We start from the raw sequence: 16889 nt of genomic DNA, 5'->3' as shown, positions 1-16889 counted from the left end.
GCCCACCATTAATAGGTTCTGTTAAATTCGTTTGCGGTAAAAATATTATGCCTTTTTTGACCTAACAAATTTTGATAAATATAATCATAAACTAAAACATTTTTAACATAATTACGTGTTTCAGTAAAAGGAATACTTTCAATAAAAGCTACTGCATCAAGTTTACCATCACTATTATTCAACCATCGTTTAACTCGACTTGGTCCAGCATTATAGGCTGCTGACGCCAAAATACGATTTTTAGCATTTTGTTGATAAACATTATTAAGAAAATATGTCCCTAATTCTATGTTTGTCATGGGATCAGATAGCTGAGATGTTGATGTATAACTAATTGAGCTAACTTTTTTTGCTGTTTCTTTTGCTGTCGCAGGCATTAATTGCATTAAACCTTTTGCCCCAGCTGGTGATTGTATCGTGGCATCAAAAGCGCTCTCTTGACGAGATATAGCCAGCGCATAAGAAAGAGATATCTCTTTACCTTTTAATGCCTGTTTATATATATCTTCATACATAATAGGTAAGCGCTCTGTCCAATTATTCCAAAGTTTTCCAGATATTGTTGCTTGAATACTAAGATCTCCCCAACCTTTATAATAAGCATATTGAGCTAAATCTAAATATTCATTATTTTCAACGTGATTATTCAACATAAAGCGCCATTCGCGTGTTGATTCTGTTAACTTCTTCCAGAAACGTAATTCTTTAATTCGTTTTATAACAGTTTGATTATCATACTTAGATTTTAAATTTGCTATCTCGGCTTGTGTAATTTTTCTGGATTGGTTGTTAAGAGAATATTTTTGCTTAAGCAATTGAGCGCTGACCATGCCATAAAATCCACGATTAGCCGATAATTTTTTCAAAATGGTATTGGCTTCATTTTTTTTGTTTTGGTCTAAATAGACGCGAGCTTGCCAATATTGCCATTCTTCTTTTAATTTATCTTCGGGTGTTAATTGTGATAACCAATAAGCAATATCTTTATAATTATTTTCATCAATCGCAACACGAATGCGTTTTTCAACTAACGTTGTATCATGATACTTGGAAATGTAATCATCACGCCATTTAATTTGCTCATTTGTCGCAGAATCACTGAAAAATCTGTTTGCTAAATTTTTTTGTAATGCAATGAGTTCGGTTTCGCTTAGATGTTGCTGCTGTACCAGTTTTGGCAATAGTATTTGCGCAAAATTCATATCCGCTTTAACTACTCGAGGAAAAGAAGCCAATACAATTTTTTTAGTAAAATTGCTGGTTTTGATATTTTTAGAGAAATCCTCTAATTTTTTCGGATTATCTAATAAAGCATATAAATTACTTTTGGTTGTTTTATAGTCATTATCTAATAAATTGATTAAATATCGTGCTAATTTTAAATTATTCGCTTCTATGGCAAGTTCAATTCGTAACAAAATGATATTGTTTGTTTGTTTTCCAGCATCTTTCCATGCATTAAGAAGAGGATCACAGGCAGAAGGTAATTCTTTTCCTGTTAGCCACAATGATTCTACTGTCTCTATAACAGATTGATTACCCTGTTGTAACAAAGCGTATTGATAACGGCAGTTAGATTGAATTGAGTTATCTTTAGGAAAGTCAACAATAGCAGTCCAATCTTGACGATTGGTCAATTCTGATAAGAAAGATTGACTTAATGATGCTGTTAACGGAAATTTACTATACTGAGTGACAAAATTGCTCACCATGTCTGGGGAAACCGTTTTAATATTTTTTTGAAAATATTGTACTGCAGCATAAGGATACAGTGGGTAATCTTTTAGCTCTTTTAAAAGAGCAGTTTGTTCATCAAGATTGAGTGATTGATATGAGTTAAGCCATTTTTTGTAATTAGCTCGTAAATCTTGCTGCGTATTAACCGCGATTGCACTTTTAGTAAAGAGTAATCCTATTATTAAAATACACTTTAATAGTGATTTCATTGCTCAACTCCTATATCAAATTAGTTTACTAGATTAGCATATTTCACCATTGTTCGTCGATGAAAGAACTTAAGGTTTAATTCCCACTAAAATAGTCAACTAAATACTTGACTAAAATTGAAGGATATATAAAATACCTTCCATATATAAAGGGGAATAAATAATGAAATTGACATCAAAAGGGAGATATGCAGTAACTGCAATGTTGGATATTGCATTACATTCTGGTTTAGGGCCCGTATCACTTGCAGATATCTCAGAACGTCAACAAATCTCACTTTCCTATCTTGAACAACTATTTGCCCGTTTACGTAAACATGGTTTGGTCTCTAGTGTTCGGGGGCCGGGTGGTGGCTATGTGCTTAGTCGAAGCATGGATCAAATTGCGATTAGTTCAATTGTTAAAGCCGTCGATGAAACGGTTCACGCAACAAAATGTTATGGTCATGATGGATGTCAAGGTGGCGTGAGATGTTTAACTCACACGTTGTGGAATGACCTAAGTGAACGTATCGATGAGTTTTTAACAAGTATCACTTTAAGCGAATTAGTCAATAATAAAGAAGTTAAAGAAGTGGCTAGTCGACAAAGCAATCTAATATCAATAAATTAAGCAATAAAATTTGTACACAGATTTTGTCATTGGGAGTATTTAATGAAACTACCTATTTATATGGATTATGCAGCTACAACGCCTGTCGATCCTAGAGTTGCTGAAAAAATGATGCAGTATCTAACCTTGGATGGTATTTTCGGTAACCCCGCCTCTCGTTCTCATAAATTTGGTTGGCAAGCTGAAGAAGCGGTTGATATTGCACGAAATCAAATAGCCGATCTTATTGGTGCCGATTCACGAGAAATCGTTTTTACTTCTGGCGCGACTGAAGCGGACAATTTAGCCATTAAAGGTGCAGCACACTTTAATCAAGCTAAAGGTAAACATATTATTACGTGTAAAACTGAACATAAAGCCGTGCTTGATACTTGTCGCCAACTAGAACGAGAAGGTTATGAAGTAACGTATTTAGCACCTGAATCTGATGGAATATTAGATTTAAACAAACTCGCAGCGGCAATGCGTAGTGATACGACAGTGGTATCAATCATGCACGTTAATAATGAAACAGGCGTCATACAAGATATCGAAAAAATTGGTGAAATGTGTCGTGAAAGAGGCATTGTTTTCCACGTGGATGCAACCCAAGCTGTTGGTAAATTACCGATTGATGTAACCAAATTGAAAGTAGACTTAATGTCTTTTTCAGGTCATAAAATTTATGGTCCAAAAGGTATCGGTGGGCTATATGTAAGACGTAAACCTCGTGTTCGTATCGAAGCCCAAATGCATGGTGGTGGTCATGAACGAGGTATGCGCTCTGGAACGCTACCTGTGCACCAAATTGTTGGTATGGGTGAAGCATATCGGATAGCAAAAGAAGAAATGGCTACTGAAATGCCACGTCTATTGGCACTCAAAAATCGGTTATGGAACGGTTTAAAAGATATAGAAGAAGTTTATCTAAATGGATCTTTAGAACACAGTGCACCAAATATTTTAAATGTCAGTTTTGCTTATATTGAAGGTGAATCGTTAATGATGGCATTAAAAGATTTGGCTGTATCTTCTGGCTCAGCCTGTACGTCAGCGAGTTTAGAACCTTCTTATGTATTGCGGGCACTAGGTCTTAATGATGAATTAGCACATAGCTCAATCCGTTTTTCACTAGGTCGATTTAGTACTGAAGAAGAAGTGGATTATGTTATTGAGTTAATCAAAAACTCTATTGATAAATTAAGAAACTTATCTCCGCTTTGGGAAATGTTTAAAGATGGTGTTGATTTATCAAAAATAAAATGGTCAGCCCATTAAAATTAGGAGTAAATTATGGCATACAGTGAAAAAGTAGTCGATCATTACGAAAACCCTCGCAATGTCGGATCGTTCGATCAAAACGATCCGAATGTTGGTAGTGGTATGGTTGGTGCACCAGCCTGTGGCGATGTCATGCGACTTCAAATTAAAGTGAATGATGATGGCATTATTGAAGATGCGAAATTTAAAACTTATGGCTGTGGTAGCGCAATTGCTTCAAGTTCGTTAGTTACCGAATGGATTAAAGGTAAATCTTTAGATGAAGCACAAGCAATAAAAAATACGGATATTGCTAAAGAACTCGCTTTACCGCCAGTTAAAATTCACTGTTCAATTTTAGCTGAAGATGCAATCAAAGCGGCAATTGATGACTATAAGACTAAAAAAGGGCAAAGTTAATGGCTATTACATTAACCACAAGTGCCGCTGATCGTGTTCAAGCTTTTTTAACTAATCGTGGAAAAGGCATCGGTCTAAGATTAGGCGTTAAAACATCTGGTTGTTCGGGTATGGCTTATGTTTTAGAGTTTGCTGATACGATTAATGACGATGACAGTGTATTTGAAGACAAAAATGTCAAAGTTATCGTGGATAAAAAAAGCTTAGTCTATATTGATGGCACTGAACTTGATTTTGTTAAAGAAGGATTGAATGAAGGTTTTAAATTCAATAATCCTAATGCGCATAATGAATGTGGTTGTGGCGAAAGCTTTAATGTTTAACTGAGGCATCAAGCGTGAATAATTATTTTGAGTTATTTCATCTACCTATTCAATTACCTGTCGATACGCAGCAGTTAACATTACAATATCAGCAATTACAAAGACAGTATCACCCTGATAATTTTGCAACGGCATCGGATAGTGAAAAAATGGCGATTATTCAAAAATCAGCCATGATTAATGATGCTTATCAAGTATTAAAAAATCCTATAAAAGCAGCTGAATATTTCCTATCTTTGCAAGGCTTTGATGTGGCAACCGAACAACATATTATTCATGATGCAGATTTTTTAATGGAGCAATTTGTTTTGCGTGAAAAACTAGATGATATGGAAAGTCAGTCAAACTTTGAACTATTAGATAGCTTTGGGTCTGAAATATCAGGGCGCAAAAAAGATATTTATAATCAATTGTTGAACAATTTATCGCAACAAGATTGGCAATCCGCCCTAAATCAAATCTACAAGATTCGTTATCTTACTCGATTAATAGAACAGATCGAAAAGTTACAAGAAAAGCAATATGCTTTATAATTTAAGACAAATAACACATCAAGTAGAGATAAGTTAAATGGCATTATTACAAATTAGTGAACCAGGTCAAACACCAGAACCACATCAACGTCGGATTGCGGTTGGCATTGATTTGGGTACGACCAACTCACTAGTTGCAACCGTTCGAAGCGGTAAATCTGAAGTTCTGCCAGATTTAGAAGGCGATTTTTTATTGCCTTCAGTTGTACATTATGGTGTTGATCATGATGATAATACTATTATCACAATTGGTAAAAATGCTAAAAACAGTGCTACTTCTGATCCAAAAAATACAGTAAGTTCAGTGAAGCGATTAATGGGAAGACGTCTTTCTGATATAGACACATCTCATTTCCCTTATCCATTATCCATGACAGAAAATGGTGTACCATTACTAAATTTACCGAATCAGCAAGTTAATCCTATTCAAGTCTCTGCTGAAATCTTGATTGCTCTTGCAGATCGGGCTAAAGCGAGTTTAAATGGTGAAATTGATGGTGTCGTCATCACCGTTCCCGCCTATTTTGATGATGCTCAACGACAGGCAACAAAAGATGCCGCTAAATTAGCTGGTTTACACGTTTTACGTTTGTTGAATGAACCTACTGCTGCAGCTATCGCTTATGGCCTTGATTCTGGAAAAGAAGGCATCATTGCTGTATATGATTTAGGTGGTGGAACTTTTGATATCTCTATTCTGCGTTTACATAAAGGCGTTTTTGAAGTTCTATCAACAGGGGGAGATTCTGCTCTTGGTGGTGATGACTTCGATCGTTTACTTGCGGAGTATATTAAAAACGAATTAGGGTTGATTGATCATCATGATGCACAGTTGAATCAGAGAATGATTCATCAAGCGGTTGACATTAAAATTGCACTCAGCCATCAAGATTCTGTCACGATAACATTTGATAATCAAGTCTTAACTATAACCCGACATCAATTTGAACAACTCATTGAACCGCTAGTTAAACGAACCTTAGCCGTTTGTCGGCGTGCATTAAAAGATGCTGATATTGATCTCGATGAAATTGTTGAAGTGGTCATGGTGGGGGGATCTACCCGAATTCCGTTTGTGCGTGAATCGGTCGGTAATTATTTCAAAACAAAACCTTTAACTTCTATCGATCCAGATAAAGTTGTCGCTATTGGGGCATCCATTCAAGCAGATATTTTAGTGGGTAATAAACCCGATTCCGATATGTTGTTGCTTGATGTAATTCCCTTATCTTTAGGCATCGAAACAATGGGGGAATTGGTTGAAAAAATTATTCCTCGTAATAGTACGATCCCTTGTGCAAGGGCGCAAGAATTTACAACGTTTAAAGATGGTCAGACCGCTATGATGATTCATGTTTTACAAGGTGAACGTGAAAATGTAGCAGATTGTCGATCGTTGGCGCAATTTATCTTACGTGGCATTCCGCCAATGCCTGCTGGTGGCGCACATATTCGTGTCACTTTCCAAGTGGATGCTGATGGATTGCTAAGCGTAACGGCAATGGAAAAATCAACAGGTGTTGAAGCCGCAATACAAGTTAAGCCATCTTATGGGCTAACTGATAAAGAAATTGCAACTATGATTCAAGATTCCATCAATTACGCTCAACAAGATAAGCAAACTAGAATGCTTGCTGAACAAAAAGTTGAAGCAGCAAGAGTCCTTGAAAGTTTACAAAATGCATTAGATAAAGATGCTGACTTATTGAATGAGCATCAGCTTAATCAAATTTTAAATGCTAAACATCGTTTACAAGCGGTAAGCGAATCCAATGATATATACGAAATAGAAAAGCAAATTAAAATTGTTGATAACGTGACGCAGGATTTTGCGGCTAAGCGTATGGATAGATCCATTCGTCAAGCTTTAACCGGTCATAAAGTTGATGATATTTAACTAACGAGATTATTATGCCAAAAATTACATTTTTACCAAATGCTGAACTTTGCCCTGAAGGGAAAACGGTTGAAGCGCAAGAAGGTGAATCTATTTTAGAAGTCGCTTTACGTAACGATATTGAAATTGAGCATGCTTGTGAAATGTCATGTGCTTGTTCAACTTGCCATTGTATTGTCCGTAAAGGTTTTGACTCACTTGAAGAGAGTGATGAACAAGAAGATGATATGTTAGATAAAGCGTGGGGCGTTGAACCGCATAGTCGACTAAGTTGTCAGGCTCGTGTTGCCGATGAAGATCTTGAAGTCGAAATTCCAAGATATAGCCTAAATCACGCCAAAGAAGATCATTAATTAGTCGCCTTTATGGCGACGTGATTTCCTCAAAAAGCCCGTTCCTCAACTTTTCGGTAACCATAAATGATCATATTTTTTCTATCTATATGATAATTAATACTTGATGTTGGTACACCAACGGGGTATAATTCCGCCACTTTGTTTATTGTCTTTATGTAAGCAAATGCGTATGAAGATATAATCCTTATTTAATAATATTGAATTATATCAACAATACTCCCGATCTGGGGGTTACGAAAAGAACGGATTACACTCTCCTGTCAATCGAAACAGGGTAAGAGGAGTAGTCTTTTGTTATAACTTTTAAATAGTGGAGCTCTGGTCTCATGTCGAACCAAAGAATCCGTATCCGGTTAAAAGCGTTTGATCATCGTTTGATTGATCAATCAACTGCTGAAATTGTAGAAACTGCGAAGCGCACTGGTGCGCAAGTTCGTGGTCCTATTCCATTACCGACACGCAAAGAGCGTTTCACCGTATTGATTTCTCCGCACGTTAATAAAGACGCGCGTGATCAATATGAGATTCGTACTCATAAACGTCTAGTTGATATTGTTGAGCCAACTGAAAAAACAGTTGATGCTTTAATGCGCCTAGATCTTGCTGCCGGTGTTGATGTGCAGATCAGTTTAGGTTAATCCTAAGCTGAATGATTGAGAGGTCTAAACAATGATTGGTTTAATCGGTCGTAAAGTAGGAATGACACGAATCTTCACCGAAGAAGGTGTTTCTATTCCTGTCACCGTAGTTGAAGTTCAAAGCAACCGCGTTACTCAAGTTAAAACTTTAGAGAACGATGGTTATCAAGCTATTCAGGTTACTACTGGCAGCAAAAAAGCAAGCCGTGTAAATAAACCTGAAGCAGGTCATTTTGCTAAGGCTGGCGTTGAAGCTGGTCGTGGTCTATGGGAATTCCGTTTTGAAGAAGGCGAATTTACTGTAGGGCAAAGTATTAACGTTGATATTTTCACAGACGTTAAAAAAGTTGATGTTACTGGAACATCTAAAGGTAAAGGTTTTGCTGGCGTAACTAAACGTTGGAACTTCCGTACTCAAGATGCAACTCATGGTAACTCTTTGGCACACCGTGGTCATGGCTCTATCGGTCAAAACCAAACTCCAGGTAAAGTGTTCAAAGGTCGTAAAATGGCAGGTCACCTAGGTAATGAACGTGTAACTGTTCAAAACTTAGATATTGTACGTGTTGATGCTGAACGCAACCTTTTATTAATTAAAGGTGCAGTTCCAGGCGCAATCAATAGTGACGTAATTGTTAAACCGGCAATCAAGGCTTAACGTCGAGGAGATAGAGATGGAATTAGTAGTAAAAGACGCGAAAGCGCTTTCTGTTTCCGAAACTACCTTCGGACGTGAGTTTAATGAAGCGTTAGTTCACCAAGTAGTTGTTGCTTATGCATCTGCTGCTCGTCAAGGCTCACGCGCACAAAAAACTCGTGCAGAAATCGCTGGTTCAGGCAAAAAACCATGGCGTCAAAAAGGCACAGGTCGTGCTCGTTCAGGTTCTATTAAGAGCCCAATCTGGCGTAGTGGTGGTGTAACATTTGCAGCAAAACCACAAGATCATAGCCAAAAAGTTAACCGTAAAATGTATCGTGGTGCATTAAAGAGCATTTTCTCTGAATTAGTGCGTCAAGAGCGTTTAGTTGTGGTTGAAACATTTACTGTTGAAGCACCTAAGACTAAATTATTAACTCAGAAATTAAATGATATGAATCTTAATGATGTCCTTATCATTACAACTGAAGTTGATGAGAATCTTTTCTTAGCAGCACGTAACTTGCATAAAGTTGATGTGCGTGATGTGGCAGGTATTGATCCAGTTAGTTTGATTGCATTTGACAAAGTGGTTATCACTGTTGATGCCGTTAAACAAGTAGAGGAGATGTTAGCATGATTCGTGAAGAGCGTCTGCTTAAAGTCCTGCGAGCACCACATGTTTCTGAAAAAGCATCTATTTCAATGGAAAAAACAAATACATTAGTATTGAAAGTTGCTAAAGATGCTACTAAGAGAGAGATTAAAGCCGCAGTTGAGCAACTATTTGAAGTTAAAGTAGATGACGTTAATACACTTGTTGTTAAAGGCAAAGTAAAACGTCGTGGTCAACAACTTGGTCGCCGTAGCGACTGGAAAAAAGCTTACGTAACTTTAGCAGAAGGTCAAAACTTAGACCTTGCTGGCGTCGCTGAGTAATTCGGAGGAGTAAGAACAATGGCAGTTGTTAAGTGTAAACCTACATCTCCGGGTCGTCGCCACGTTGTTAAAGTGGTTAACCCAGAGTTGCATAAAGGTAAGCCTTATGCACCGTTGCTTGATTCAAAAAGCAAAACTGGTGGTCGCAATAATAATGGTCGTATCACTACCCGTCATATCGGTGGTGGTCATAAACAACATTATCGTATTGTTGACTTTAAGCGTAACAAAGATGGTATTCCAGCAGTTGTTGAACGTTTGGAATATGATCCAAACCGTAGTGCAAATATTGCATTGGTTTTATATAAAGACGGTGAACGTCGTTATATTTTAGCGCCTAAAGGCTTAAAAGCAGGTGATCAGATCCAATCTGGTGTTGATGCATCGATTAAAACAGGTAACTGTTTACCAATGCGCAATATTCCAGTCGGTTCTACCGTGCATAACATTGAAATGAAACCAGGTAAAGGCGGACAACTTGCTCGCTCAGCTGGTAGCTATGTTCAAATCGTTGCGCGTGATGGTGCATATGTAACATTACGTCTACGTTCAGGTGAAATGCGTAAAGTATTATCTGATTGTCGTGCCACTATTGGTGAAGTCGGTAATTCAGAACATATGCTTCGCGTACTAGGTAAAGCGGGTGCAACGCGTTGGCGTGGTGTTCGTCCTACTGTTCGTGGTACAGCAATGAACCCGGTAGACCATCCACATGGTGGTGGTGAAGGTCGTAACTTTGGTAAACATCCTGTGTCTCCATGGGGTCAAAAAGCCAAAGGATTGAAAACGCGTAGCAACAAACGTACTGATAAGTATATTGTTCGCCGTCGCAATAAGAAATAATTAATATAGAGGATTAGCTATGCCACGTTCTCTCAAGAAGGGTCCTTTTATTGACCTACACTTGCTGAAGAAGGTAGAGAAAGCGGTGGAAAGCGGGGACAAGAAACCAATTCGTACTTGGTCCCGTCGTTCAACGATCTTTCCTAACATGATCGGTTTGACCATCGCTGTCCATAATGGTCGTCAGCACGTTCCAGTTTATGTTACCGACGAAATGGTTGGTCATAAATTGGGTGAATTCGCGCCGACTCGTACTTATCGCGGTCACGCTGCGGATAAGAAAGCTAAGAAGAAATAAGTAGGAGAAAGAGATGGAAACAATTGCAAAGTACCGCCACGCTCGTTCTTCTGCACAAAAAGTTCGCTTAGTTGCAGATCTTGTTCGCGGTAAAAAAGTGTCTCAGGCACTTGATATTTTAACGTACACCAATAAAAAAGCGGCTGTACTTGTTAAAAAAGTATTAGAGTCTGCTATTGCTAATGCAGAGCATAACGATGGTGCTGATATTGATGATCTAAAAGTTGCGAAAATTTTCGTAGACGAAGGCCCAACCATGAAGCGTATTATGCCTCGTGCGAAAGGTCGTGCAGATCGAATTTTGAAGCGTACGAGTCACATCACCGTGATCGTCTCAGATCGCTAGGCTGGAGAATAGCAATGGGTCAAAAAGTAAATCCAAATGGTATCCGATTAGGCATTGTCAAGCCTTGGACATCTACATGGTATTCGGGTACAAAGACATTCGCTGATAATTTAGAAAGTGATTTTAGAGTGCGTGAATTCTTAAATAAAGAATTAGCACAAGCGTCAATCTCTAAAATTGTAATCGACCGTTCAGCAGAAACTAACGTTCGCATTACTATTCACACTGCTCGTCCAGGTATCGTGATTGGTAAAAAAGGTGAGGACGTTGAAAAATTACGTAATGCCGTAGCTTCTATTGTCAATAAGTATAAAGACAAAAGAGAAAAACGTGATGTTGCAGTACAAATTAATATTGCTGAAGTTCGTAAACCTGAACTTGATGCAAAATTAGTTGCTGACAGCATTACTTCTCAGTTAGAACGCCGTGTTATGTTCCGTCGTGCAATGAAACGTGCGGTACAAAACGCAATGAAAGCGGGTGCTAAAGGTATCAAAGTTGAAGTAAGTGGTCGTTTAGGCGGCGCTGAAATTGCTCGCTCAGAGTGGTATCGTGAAGGTCGTGTACCTCTACATACACTACGAGCTGACATCGACTACGGAGTGTCTGAAGCATTAACTACCTATGGTATTATTGGTGTTAAAGTGTGGATCTTCAAAGGTGAGATCCTTGGTGGTATGGCTGCCGTTGAACAAGCAGAAAAACAACCTGCTGCTCAACCGAAAAAGCAGCGCAAAGGCCGAAAACAATAAGGAGCGTCGCTGATGTTACAACCAAAGCGTACAAAATTCCGTAAAGTGCACAAGGGCCACAATCGTGGTCTAGCTGTGAGTACTGACGTAAGTTTCGGTACATTCGGTCTTAAGGCTGTGGGTCGTGGTCGTTTGACTGCGCGCCAGATCGAAGCAGCACGTCGTGCAATGACTCGTGCAGTTAAGCGTCAAGGTAAAATCTGGATTCGAGTTTTCCCTGATAAACCAATTACTGAAAAACCACTTGAAGTGCGTATGGGTAAAGGTAAGGGTAACGTTGAATACTGGGTTGCTCAGATTCAACCAGGTAAAGTCCTTTATGAAATGGACGGAGTACCGGAAGAAGTTGCTCGTGAAGCATTTGCGTTGGCAGCTGCAAAACTGCCAATTAAAACCACCTTTGTGATTAAGACGGTGATGTAAATGAAAGCAAAAGAGCTACGCGAAAAAAGCGTTGAAGAGTTAAATACTGAACTTCTTAATTTATTACGTGAGCAATTTAACTTACGTATGCAATTAGCTGGAGGTCAGTTGACACAGACTCATATGTTAAAACAAGTGCGTCGTAATATTGCACGAGTTAAAACGTTATTAACTGAAAAGGCGGGTGCGTAATATGACTACTGAAGTAAAAATTCGTACTCAGCAAGGTCGTGTTATTAGCGACAAAATGGATAAATCTATTACTGTAGCTATTGAACGTAAAGTGAAGCATCCGTTATATGGTAAGTTCATTAAACGTACGACTAAATTGCATGTACATGATGAAAACAACGAGTGTGGTATTGGTGATACTGTAGAAATTAAAGAGTGTCGTCCATTATCAAAAACCAAATCTTGGACTCTTGTTCGAATCGTAGAAAAAGCAGTTAGTTAATCTAATCGATTAAAAACTGTACATAATATAATAAACGGCTAAATGCAGCCGTTTATTTTATGCTATCCATTTTATTTGAGTGGTGTTATACTATGCGCCCTCACATATGTGGGTTTTTGGTTGTCTATTCTTATCCATGGTAGTTGAGGTGGATGAAGGTAGATTAGACAATAATTTATTTATACGGAGCATTAAAATGATCCAAGAACAGACTAGGCTAGATGTTGCCGATAACTCTGGCGCACGTAGTGTAATGTGTATCAAGGTTCTCGGTGGATCGCACCGTCGTTATGCAGCGGTTGGTGATATCATCAAGGTTACCATTAAAGAAGCAATTCCACGTGGTAAAGTAAAAAAAGGTGATGTACTTAAAGCTGTTGTCGTGCGCACTAGAAAAGGTGTTCGTCGTCCTGATGGATCTGTCATTCGTTTCGATCGCAATGCTTGTGTTATTTTAAACAATAACAGTGAGCAACCGATTGGTACGCGTATTTTTGGACCGGTCACTCGTGAACTTCGTTCTGAGAAGTTTATGAAGATCATTTCATTAGCACCAGAAGTACTGTAAGGAGCGGGTAATGGCAGCGAAAATCCGTCGAGAAGATGAAGTTATCGTGTTAACCGGTAAAGATAAAGGTAAACGCGGTAAAGTAAAAAGTGTTTTGTCTACAGGCAAAGTGATTGTTGAAGGTATTAATTTGGTGAAAAAACATCAAAAACCAGTACCTGCATTAAATCAAGAAGGTGGAATTGTTGAAAAAGAAGCAGCTATTAATGTTTCTAATGTAGCAATTTTTAACCCAGCTACAGGCAAAGCAGATCGCGTAGGCTTTAGAATTGAAAATGGTAAAAAAGTCCGTTTTTATAAGTCTACTAATGAATTAATTAATTAAGTAATTTGGAGTGTACGATGGCGAAACTGCATGATTACTACAAAGCACAGGTAGTAAATAAACTGCAAGAACAGTTTGGCTACAAATCTGTCATGCAAGTCCCTCGGATCGAAAAGATCACCTTGAATATGGGTGTGGGTGAAGCAATTACTGATAAGAAATTATTAGATAATGCGGTTGCAGATTTAGCAGCAATCAGTGGTCAAAAACCACTTGTCACAAAAGCACGCAAGTCAGTTGCTGGTTTTAAAATCCGTCAAGGGTATCCTATTGGTTGTAAAGTCACTTTACGTGGCGAACGTATGTGGGAATTTTTTGAACGTCTAGTTTATATTGCGCTTCCTCGTACTCGAGATTTTCGCGGTTTAAGCGCAAAATCTTTCGATGGTCGTGGTAACTATAGCATGGGTGTTCGTGAACAAATCGTTTTCCCTGAAATCGATTATGATAAAGTTGATCGTGTTCGTGGTTTAGATATTACTATCACAACAAGTGCACAATCAGATGAAGAAGGCCGAGCTTTATTATCTGCCTTTAACTTCCCATTTCGTAAGTAAGGTAGGGCATAATGGCTAAACAATCAATGATTGAACGCGATAAGAAACGCGTAAAGCTAGCAGAAAAATATTTTGCAAAGCGTCAAGAATTAAAAGCGATTATCTCTGATCTTAATGCATCAGATGAAGATCGTTGGAATGCAGTGCTTAAATTGCAAACGCTTCCTCGTGATTCTAGTCCATCACGTCAACGTCGTCGTTGTCGTCAAACAGGTCGTCCACATGGCGTCCTTCGTAAGTTTGGTTTAAGCCGTATTAAGGTTCGTGAATCAGCCATGCGTGGTGAGATTCCTGGTCTTAAAAAGGCAAGTTGGTAATCAGGGGAGTGTTATAGATGAGCATGCAAGATCCTATAGCAGATATGTTGACCCGTATTCGTAACGGTCAAGCTGCGAATAAAGTTGCAGTCACCATGCCTTCCTCTAAGCTAAAAGTGGCAATTGCCAATGTGCTAAAAGAAGAAGGTTACATCGGAGACTATAAAGTTGTTGGTGACACTAAGCCAGAATTGGAAATTTCATTAAAATATTTCCAAGGTAAGGCTGTAGTAGAAAGTATTAAACGTGTTAGCCGTCCAGGTTTACGTATTTATAAACGTAAAGACGAATTGCCAAAAGTTATGGCTGGATTAGGTATCGCAGTTGTTTCTACTTCTAAAGGTGTTATGACTGATCGAGCAGCACGCCAAGCAGGTCTTGGTGGTGAAATTATCTGCTACGTAGCGTAAGGGAGAAAAAAATGTCTCGTGTTGCAAAAGCACCTGTCGTTGTTCCTGCTGGCGTAGAGGTAAAACTCAATGGTCAGGTAATTACGATTAAAGGTAAAAATGGCGAGTTAACTCGTACAATTAATAATGCTGTTGTTATTAATCAAGAAGAAGGTCAAATTAAATTTGCTCCTCGTGACGGCTTTGCGAATGCTTGGGCTCAAGCTGGTACTGCACGTGCGTTGATTAATGCAATGGTTATTGGTGTTACTGAAGGTTTTACTAAAAAACTTCAGCTAGTTGGTGTCGGTTATCGTGCACAAGTTAAAGGTAATGCTATTGGTCTATCTCTTGGATATTCACATCCAATTGAGCATCAATTACCTGCTGGTGTGACCGCAGAATGTCCATCACAAACTGAAATCATACTGAAAAGTGCTGATAAACAGTTAATTGGACAAGTGGCAGCAGATATCCGTGCTTATCGTCGTCCTGAGCCTTATAAAGGTAAAGGTGTTCGTTACGCAGATGAAGTTGTGCGTACTAAAGAAGCTAAGAAAAAGTAAGGTAACACTATGGATAAGAAATCAGCTCGTATCCGTCGTGCAACTAAAGCGCGTCGCAAGATGCATGAACTACTTGCAACTCGCTTAGTGGTTCACCGTACTCCGCGTCATATTTATGCGCAGATTATCGCACCAAACGGATCAGAAGTACTGGCAGCTGCTTCTACATTAGAAAAAGCTATCAGTGAAAGTTTAAAATACACCGGAAACAAAGATGCAGCAGCTGCAGTTGGTAAAGCAATCGCAGAGCGCGCATTAGCGAAAGATATCAAAGAAGTTTCTTTTGATCGTTCGGGTTTCCAATATCATGGTCGAGTTCAGGCGCTAGCAGATGCTGCTCGCGAAGCTGGCCTACAGTTCTAAGGTAGGAGTTAAAGATGTCAAACATCGAAAAACAAGCTGGTGAACTGCAGGAAAAACTAATCGCAGTTAACCGAGTTTCTAAAACCGTAAAAGGTGGTCGTATTTTTAGTTTTTCTGCACTAACAGTTGTTGGTGACGGTAATGGCCGCGTAGGTTTTGGATATGGTAAAGCACGTGAAGTGCCAGCAGCAATCCAAAAAGCAATGGAAAAAGCACGTCGTAATATGATTAATGTTGCTTTAAATAACGATACTTTACAGCATCCTGTTAAAGGCGCTCATACAGGTTCTCGTGTTTATATGCAACCAGCATCAGAAGGTACTGGTATTATCGCCGGTGGTGCAATGCGTGCTGTATTAGAAGTTGCTGGTGTTCGTAACGTTCTAGCTAAAGCATATGGTTCAACAAACCCAATTAATGTGGTTCGTGCAACGATTGATGGCTTAGAAAATATGAAATCACCAGAAATGGTTGCTGCTAAGCGTGGTAAAACCGTCGAAGAAATTTTGGGGTAATTAACCATGGCAAAGACAATTAAAATTACACAAACTCGTAGTTCTATTGGACGCATACCGAAGCATAAAGCAACGTTAGTCGGACTTGGATTACGTCATATTGGTCATACTGTTGAGCGCGAGGATACTCCTGCTATTCGTGGTATGGTAAACCAAGTTTATTACATGGTCAAAGTTGAGGAGTAATAGTAATGCGTTTAAATACTTTATCTCCTGCTGAAGGTTCAAAGCATGCACCAAAACGTCTAGGTCGAGGTATCGGTTCTGGATTAGGTAAAACAGGTACCCGTGGTATCAAAGGTCAAAAATCACGTTCAGGTGGCGGCGTTCGTCGTGGCTTTGAAGGTGGTCAAATGCCTTTATATCGTCGATTACCAAAATTTGGTTTTACTTCTCGTAAAGCTCTAGTTACAGCACAAGTTCGCCTTTCAGATTTAATGAAAGTTGAAGGTGATGTTGTTGACCTAAATAGCTTAAAAGTTGCAAATGTGATTAATTCACAAATCGAATACGCAAAAATCATGTTATCTGGTGAAGTTACAAAACCAGTAACAGTTCGTGGTATTCGTGTAACGAAAGGTGCTAAAGCTGCAATTGAAGCTGCTGGCGGAAAAATTGAGGAATAATTAGAA

The 16889-nt window shown here is 38.7% G+C and carries 29 protein-coding genes; 28 read left to right on the top strand and 1 reads right to left on the bottom strand.

Annotation, left to right across the window (positions count from 1 at the left end; all coding sequences use genetic code 11):
• Positions 1 to 8 precede the first annotated feature (8 nt).
• Positions 9 to 1946 carry a murein transglycosylase gene (gene sltY, locus ACGH47_RS04860; protein WP_411622864.1) on the bottom strand — a complete coding sequence of 646 codons (1938 nt, stop codon included), beginning with the start codon at positions 1944 to 1946 and terminating at the stop codon, positions 9 to 11.
• A gap of 163 nt (positions 1947 to 2109) precedes the next feature.
• On the opposite strand from sltY, the gene iscR reads away from it, so the two are divergent.
• The 28 genes from iscR to rplO all read left to right on the top strand — a co-directional run bounded on the left by iscR (position 2110) and on the right by rplO (position 16883).
• Entirely contained in the window at positions 2110 to 2559 is a 450-nt protein-coding gene (gene iscR, locus ACGH47_RS04855; protein WP_065558570.1) for a Fe-S cluster assembly transcriptional regulator IscR, read from the top strand.
• A 42-nt stretch (positions 2560 to 2601) separates the two neighbouring features.
• Positions 2602 to 3816 (top strand): IscS subfamily cysteine desulfurase, encoded by a 1215-nt coding sequence (locus tag ACGH47_RS04850; RefSeq protein ID WP_065558571.1) that lies wholly within the window; start codon positions 2602 to 2604, stop codon positions 3814 to 3816.
• Between the two features lie 15 nt (positions 3817 to 3831).
• On the top strand, positions 3832 to 4218 hold the full coding sequence (gene iscU, locus ACGH47_RS04845; protein WP_065558572.1) for a Fe-S cluster assembly scaffold IscU: 387 nt from the start codon (positions 3832 to 3834) through the stop codon (positions 4216 to 4218).
• Positions 4218 to 4541: an iron-sulfur cluster assembly protein IscA gene (iscA, locus tag ACGH47_RS04840; protein WP_065558573.1), complete on the top strand. Its 324-nt coding sequence runs from the start codon at positions 4218 to 4220 to the stop codon at positions 4539 to 4541. The genes iscU and iscA overlap by 1 nt, the downstream gene beginning before the upstream one ends.
• 14 nt (positions 4542 to 4555) lie before the next feature.
• Positions 4556 to 5074, top strand: coding sequence for a Fe-S protein assembly co-chaperone HscB (gene hscB, locus ACGH47_RS04835; RefSeq protein WP_411622863.1), 519 nt, complete (start codon positions 4556 to 4558; stop codon positions 5072 to 5074).
• A gap of 37 nt (positions 5075 to 5111) precedes the next feature.
• Positions 5112 to 6971 carry a Fe-S protein assembly chaperone HscA gene (gene hscA / locus ACGH47_RS04830; protein ID WP_411622862.1) on the top strand — a complete coding sequence of 620 codons (1860 nt, stop codon included), beginning with the start codon at positions 5112 to 5114 and terminating at the stop codon, positions 6969 to 6971.
• A 14-nt stretch (positions 6972 to 6985) separates the two neighbouring features.
• Positions 6986 to 7324, top strand: coding sequence for an ISC system 2Fe-2S type ferredoxin (gene fdx / locus ACGH47_RS04825; RefSeq protein ID WP_065558576.1), 339 nt, complete (start codon positions 6986 to 6988; stop codon positions 7322 to 7324).
• A gap of 329 nt (positions 7325 to 7653) precedes the next feature.
• Positions 7654 to 7965 carry a 30S ribosomal protein S10 gene (gene rpsJ / locus ACGH47_RS04820; RefSeq protein ID WP_006120582.1) on the top strand — a complete coding sequence of 104 codons (312 nt, stop codon included), beginning with the start codon at positions 7654 to 7656 and terminating at the stop codon, positions 7963 to 7965.
• 31 nt (positions 7966 to 7996) lie between these two features.
• Entirely contained in the window at positions 7997 to 8623 is a 627-nt protein-coding gene (gene rplC / locus ACGH47_RS04815) for a 50S ribosomal protein L3 (RefSeq protein WP_065558577.1), read from the top strand.
• 16 nt (positions 8624 to 8639) lie between these two features.
• Entirely contained in the window at positions 8640 to 9242 is a 603-nt protein-coding gene (gene rplD, locus ACGH47_RS04810) for a 50S ribosomal protein L4 (RefSeq protein WP_065558578.1), read from the top strand.
• Entirely contained in the window at positions 9239 to 9541 is a 303-nt protein-coding gene (gene rplW / locus ACGH47_RS04805) for a 50S ribosomal protein L23 (protein WP_065558579.1), read from the top strand. Before rplD ends, rplW begins: the two co-directional genes overlap by 4 nt.
• A gap of 18 nt (positions 9542 to 9559) precedes the next feature.
• A complete protein-coding gene (gene rplB / locus ACGH47_RS04800) occupies positions 9560 to 10384 on the top strand; it encodes a 50S ribosomal protein L2 (RefSeq protein ID WP_065558580.1) in 825 nt (274 codons plus the stop codon).
• A 19-nt stretch (positions 10385 to 10403) separates the two neighbouring features.
• Positions 10404 to 10682: a 30S ribosomal protein S19 gene (gene rpsS / locus ACGH47_RS04795; protein ID WP_065558581.1), complete on the top strand. Its 279-nt coding sequence runs from the start codon at positions 10404 to 10406 to the stop codon at positions 10680 to 10682.
• 13 nt (positions 10683 to 10695) lie between these two features.
• Complete coding sequence (gene rplV, locus ACGH47_RS04790; protein ID WP_034884235.1) at positions 10696 to 11028, top strand: 50S ribosomal protein L22; 333 nt, start codon at positions 10696 to 10698, stop codon at positions 11026 to 11028.
• A 14-nt stretch (positions 11029 to 11042) separates the two neighbouring features.
• Complete coding sequence (gene rpsC / locus ACGH47_RS04785) at positions 11043 to 11780, top strand: 30S ribosomal protein S3 (RefSeq protein WP_065558582.1); 738 nt, start codon at positions 11043 to 11045, stop codon at positions 11778 to 11780.
• A 12-nt stretch (positions 11781 to 11792) separates the two neighbouring features.
• Positions 11793 to 12203, top strand: coding sequence for a 50S ribosomal protein L16 (gene rplP, locus ACGH47_RS04780; protein WP_411622861.1), 411 nt, complete (start codon positions 11793 to 11795; stop codon positions 12201 to 12203).
• Complete coding sequence (rpmC, locus tag ACGH47_RS04775) at positions 12204 to 12395, top strand: 50S ribosomal protein L29 (RefSeq protein WP_034902373.1); 192 nt, start codon at positions 12204 to 12206, stop codon at positions 12393 to 12395.
• 1 nt (position 12396) lies between these two features.
• Positions 12397 to 12657, top strand: coding sequence for a 30S ribosomal protein S17 (gene rpsQ / locus ACGH47_RS04770; protein ID WP_025314391.1), 261 nt, complete (start codon positions 12397 to 12399; stop codon positions 12655 to 12657).
• 196 nt (positions 12658 to 12853) lie between these two features.
• Positions 12854 to 13225: a 50S ribosomal protein L14 gene (gene rplN, locus ACGH47_RS04765; RefSeq protein WP_025314392.1), complete on the top strand. Its 372-nt coding sequence runs from the start codon at positions 12854 to 12856 to the stop codon at positions 13223 to 13225.
• 10 nt (positions 13226 to 13235) lie between these two features.
• Entirely contained in the window at positions 13236 to 13550 is a 315-nt protein-coding gene (rplX, locus tag ACGH47_RS04760) for a 50S ribosomal protein L24 (protein ID WP_065558583.1), read from the top strand.
• Between the two features lie 17 nt (positions 13551 to 13567).
• On the top strand, positions 13568 to 14107 hold the full coding sequence (gene rplE / locus ACGH47_RS04755; protein ID WP_065558584.1) for a 50S ribosomal protein L5: 540 nt from the start codon (positions 13568 to 13570) through the stop codon (positions 14105 to 14107).
• 11 nt (positions 14108 to 14118) lie between these two features.
• A complete protein-coding gene (rpsN, locus tag ACGH47_RS04750; protein ID WP_025314395.1) occupies positions 14119 to 14424 on the top strand; it encodes a 30S ribosomal protein S14 in 306 nt (101 codons plus the stop codon).
• A gap of 17 nt (positions 14425 to 14441) precedes the next feature.
• Entirely contained in the window at positions 14442 to 14834 is a 393-nt protein-coding gene (gene rpsH / locus ACGH47_RS04745; protein WP_065558585.1) for a 30S ribosomal protein S8, read from the top strand.
• A gap of 11 nt (positions 14835 to 14845) precedes the next feature.
• Entirely contained in the window at positions 14846 to 15379 is a 534-nt protein-coding gene (gene rplF, locus ACGH47_RS04740) for a 50S ribosomal protein L6 (protein WP_065558586.1), read from the top strand.
• A 9-nt stretch (positions 15380 to 15388) separates the two neighbouring features.
• Positions 15389 to 15742: a 50S ribosomal protein L18 gene (gene rplR / locus ACGH47_RS04735; RefSeq protein WP_025314398.1), complete on the top strand. Its 354-nt coding sequence runs from the start codon at positions 15389 to 15391 to the stop codon at positions 15740 to 15742.
• Between the two features lie 14 nt (positions 15743 to 15756).
• Positions 15757 to 16257, top strand: a complete 501-nt coding sequence (rpsE, locus tag ACGH47_RS04730) for a 30S ribosomal protein S5 (protein ID WP_025314399.1) — start codon at positions 15757 to 15759, stop codon at positions 16255 to 16257.
• A 6-nt stretch (positions 16258 to 16263) separates the two neighbouring features.
• The gene (rpmD, locus tag ACGH47_RS04725; protein WP_267350311.1) at positions 16264 to 16443 is read left to right on the top strand and encodes a 50S ribosomal protein L30; all 180 of its coding nucleotides are present in this window, start codon (positions 16264 to 16266) and stop codon (positions 16441 to 16443) included.
• 5 nt (positions 16444 to 16448) lie between these two features.
• Positions 16449 to 16883 carry a 50S ribosomal protein L15 gene (gene rplO, locus ACGH47_RS04720; protein WP_065558588.1) on the top strand — a complete coding sequence of 145 codons (435 nt, stop codon included), beginning with the start codon at positions 16449 to 16451 and terminating at the stop codon, positions 16881 to 16883.
• The last annotated feature ends 6 nt before the right edge of the window (positions 16884 to 16889 follow it).

The sequence above is a fragment of the Gilliamella sp. CG16 genome, from assembly GCF_046635785.1.
GTDB classification, from domain to species: domain Bacteria; phylum Pseudomonadota; class Gammaproteobacteria; order Enterobacterales; family Orbaceae; genus Gilliamella; species Gilliamella apicola_I.
The sequence above is the reverse complement of the archived record's forward strand: the minus strand, read 5'-3'. Positions and strand labels throughout refer to the sequence as shown.

Coding starts and splice junctions, on each gene's coding strand:
- rplC (WP_065558577.1), top strand. CDS start 7,997: ATGATTGGTTTAATCGGTCGTAAAGTAGGAATGACACGAATCTTCACC.
- fdx (WP_065558576.1), top strand. CDS start 6,986: ATGCCAAAAATTACATTTTTACCAAATGCTGAACTTTGCCCTGAAGGG.
- iscA (WP_065558573.1), top strand. CDS start 4,218: ATGGCTATTACATTAACCACAAGTGCCGCTGATCGTGTTCAAGCTTTT.
- rpsS (WP_065558581.1), top strand. CDS start 10,404: ATGCCACGTTCTCTCAAGAAGGGTCCTTTTATTGACCTACACTTGCTG.
- iscU (WP_065558572.1), top strand. CDS start 3,832: ATGGCATACAGTGAAAAAGTAGTCGATCATTACGAAAACCCTCGCAAT.
- rplV (WP_034884235.1), top strand. CDS start 10,696: ATGGAAACAATTGCAAAGTACCGCCACGCTCGTTCTTCTGCACAAAAA.
- rpsQ (WP_025314391.1), top strand. CDS start 12,397: ATGACTACTGAAGTAAAAATTCGTACTCAGCAAGGTCGTGTTATTAGC.
- rpsN (WP_025314395.1), top strand. CDS start 14,119: ATGGCTAAACAATCAATGATTGAACGCGATAAGAAACGCGTAAAGCTA.
- rpmD (WP_267350311.1), top strand. CDS start 16,264: ATGGCAAAGACAATTAAAATTACACAAACTCGTAGTTCTATTGGACGC.
- rplR (WP_025314398.1), top strand. CDS start 15,389: ATGGATAAGAAATCAGCTCGTATCCGTCGTGCAACTAAAGCGCGTCGC.
- rpmC (WP_034902373.1), top strand. CDS start 12,204: ATGAAAGCAAAAGAGCTACGCGAAAAAAGCGTTGAAGAGTTAAATACT.
- rplX (WP_065558583.1), top strand. CDS start 13,236: ATGGCAGCGAAAATCCGTCGAGAAGATGAAGTTATCGTGTTAACCGGT.
- rpsC (WP_065558582.1), top strand. CDS start 11,043: ATGGGTCAAAAAGTAAATCCAAATGGTATCCGATTAGGCATTGTCAAG.
- rplB (WP_065558580.1), top strand. CDS start 9,560: ATGGCAGTTGTTAAGTGTAAACCTACATCTCCGGGTCGTCGCCACGTT.
- rplW (WP_065558579.1), top strand. CDS start 9,239: ATGATTCGTGAAGAGCGTCTGCTTAAAGTCCTGCGAGCACCACATGTT.
- rplP (WP_411622861.1), top strand. CDS start 11,793: ATGTTACAACCAAAGCGTACAAAATTCCGTAAAGTGCACAAGGGCCAC.
- rplN (WP_025314392.1), top strand. CDS start 12,854: ATGATCCAAGAACAGACTAGGCTAGATGTTGCCGATAACTCTGGCGCA.
- iscR (WP_065558570.1), top strand. CDS start 2,110: ATGAAATTGACATCAAAAGGGAGATATGCAGTAACTGCAATGTTGGAT.
- rpsJ (WP_006120582.1), top strand. CDS start 7,654: ATGTCGAACCAAAGAATCCGTATCCGGTTAAAAGCGTTTGATCATCGT.
- rplE (WP_065558584.1), top strand. CDS start 13,568: ATGGCGAAACTGCATGATTACTACAAAGCACAGGTAGTAAATAAACTG.
- rpsH (WP_065558585.1), top strand. CDS start 14,442: ATGAGCATGCAAGATCCTATAGCAGATATGTTGACCCGTATTCGTAAC.
- rplD (WP_065558578.1), top strand. CDS start 8,640: ATGGAATTAGTAGTAAAAGACGCGAAAGCGCTTTCTGTTTCCGAAACT.
- ACGH47_RS04850 (WP_065558571.1), top strand. CDS start 2,602: ATGAAACTACCTATTTATATGGATTATGCAGCTACAACGCCTGTCGAT.
- sltY (WP_411622864.1), bottom strand. CDS start 1,946: ATGAAATCACTATTAAAGTGTATTTTAATAATAGGATTACTCTTTACT.
- rplF (WP_065558586.1), top strand. CDS start 14,846: ATGTCTCGTGTTGCAAAAGCACCTGTCGTTGTTCCTGCTGGCGTAGAG.
- rplO (WP_065558588.1), top strand. CDS start 16,449: ATGCGTTTAAATACTTTATCTCCTGCTGAAGGTTCAAAGCATGCACCA.
- hscA (WP_411622862.1), top strand. CDS start 5,112: ATGGCATTATTACAAATTAGTGAACCAGGTCAAACACCAGAACCACAT.
- rpsE (WP_025314399.1), top strand. CDS start 15,757: ATGTCAAACATCGAAAAACAAGCTGGTGAACTGCAGGAAAAACTAATC.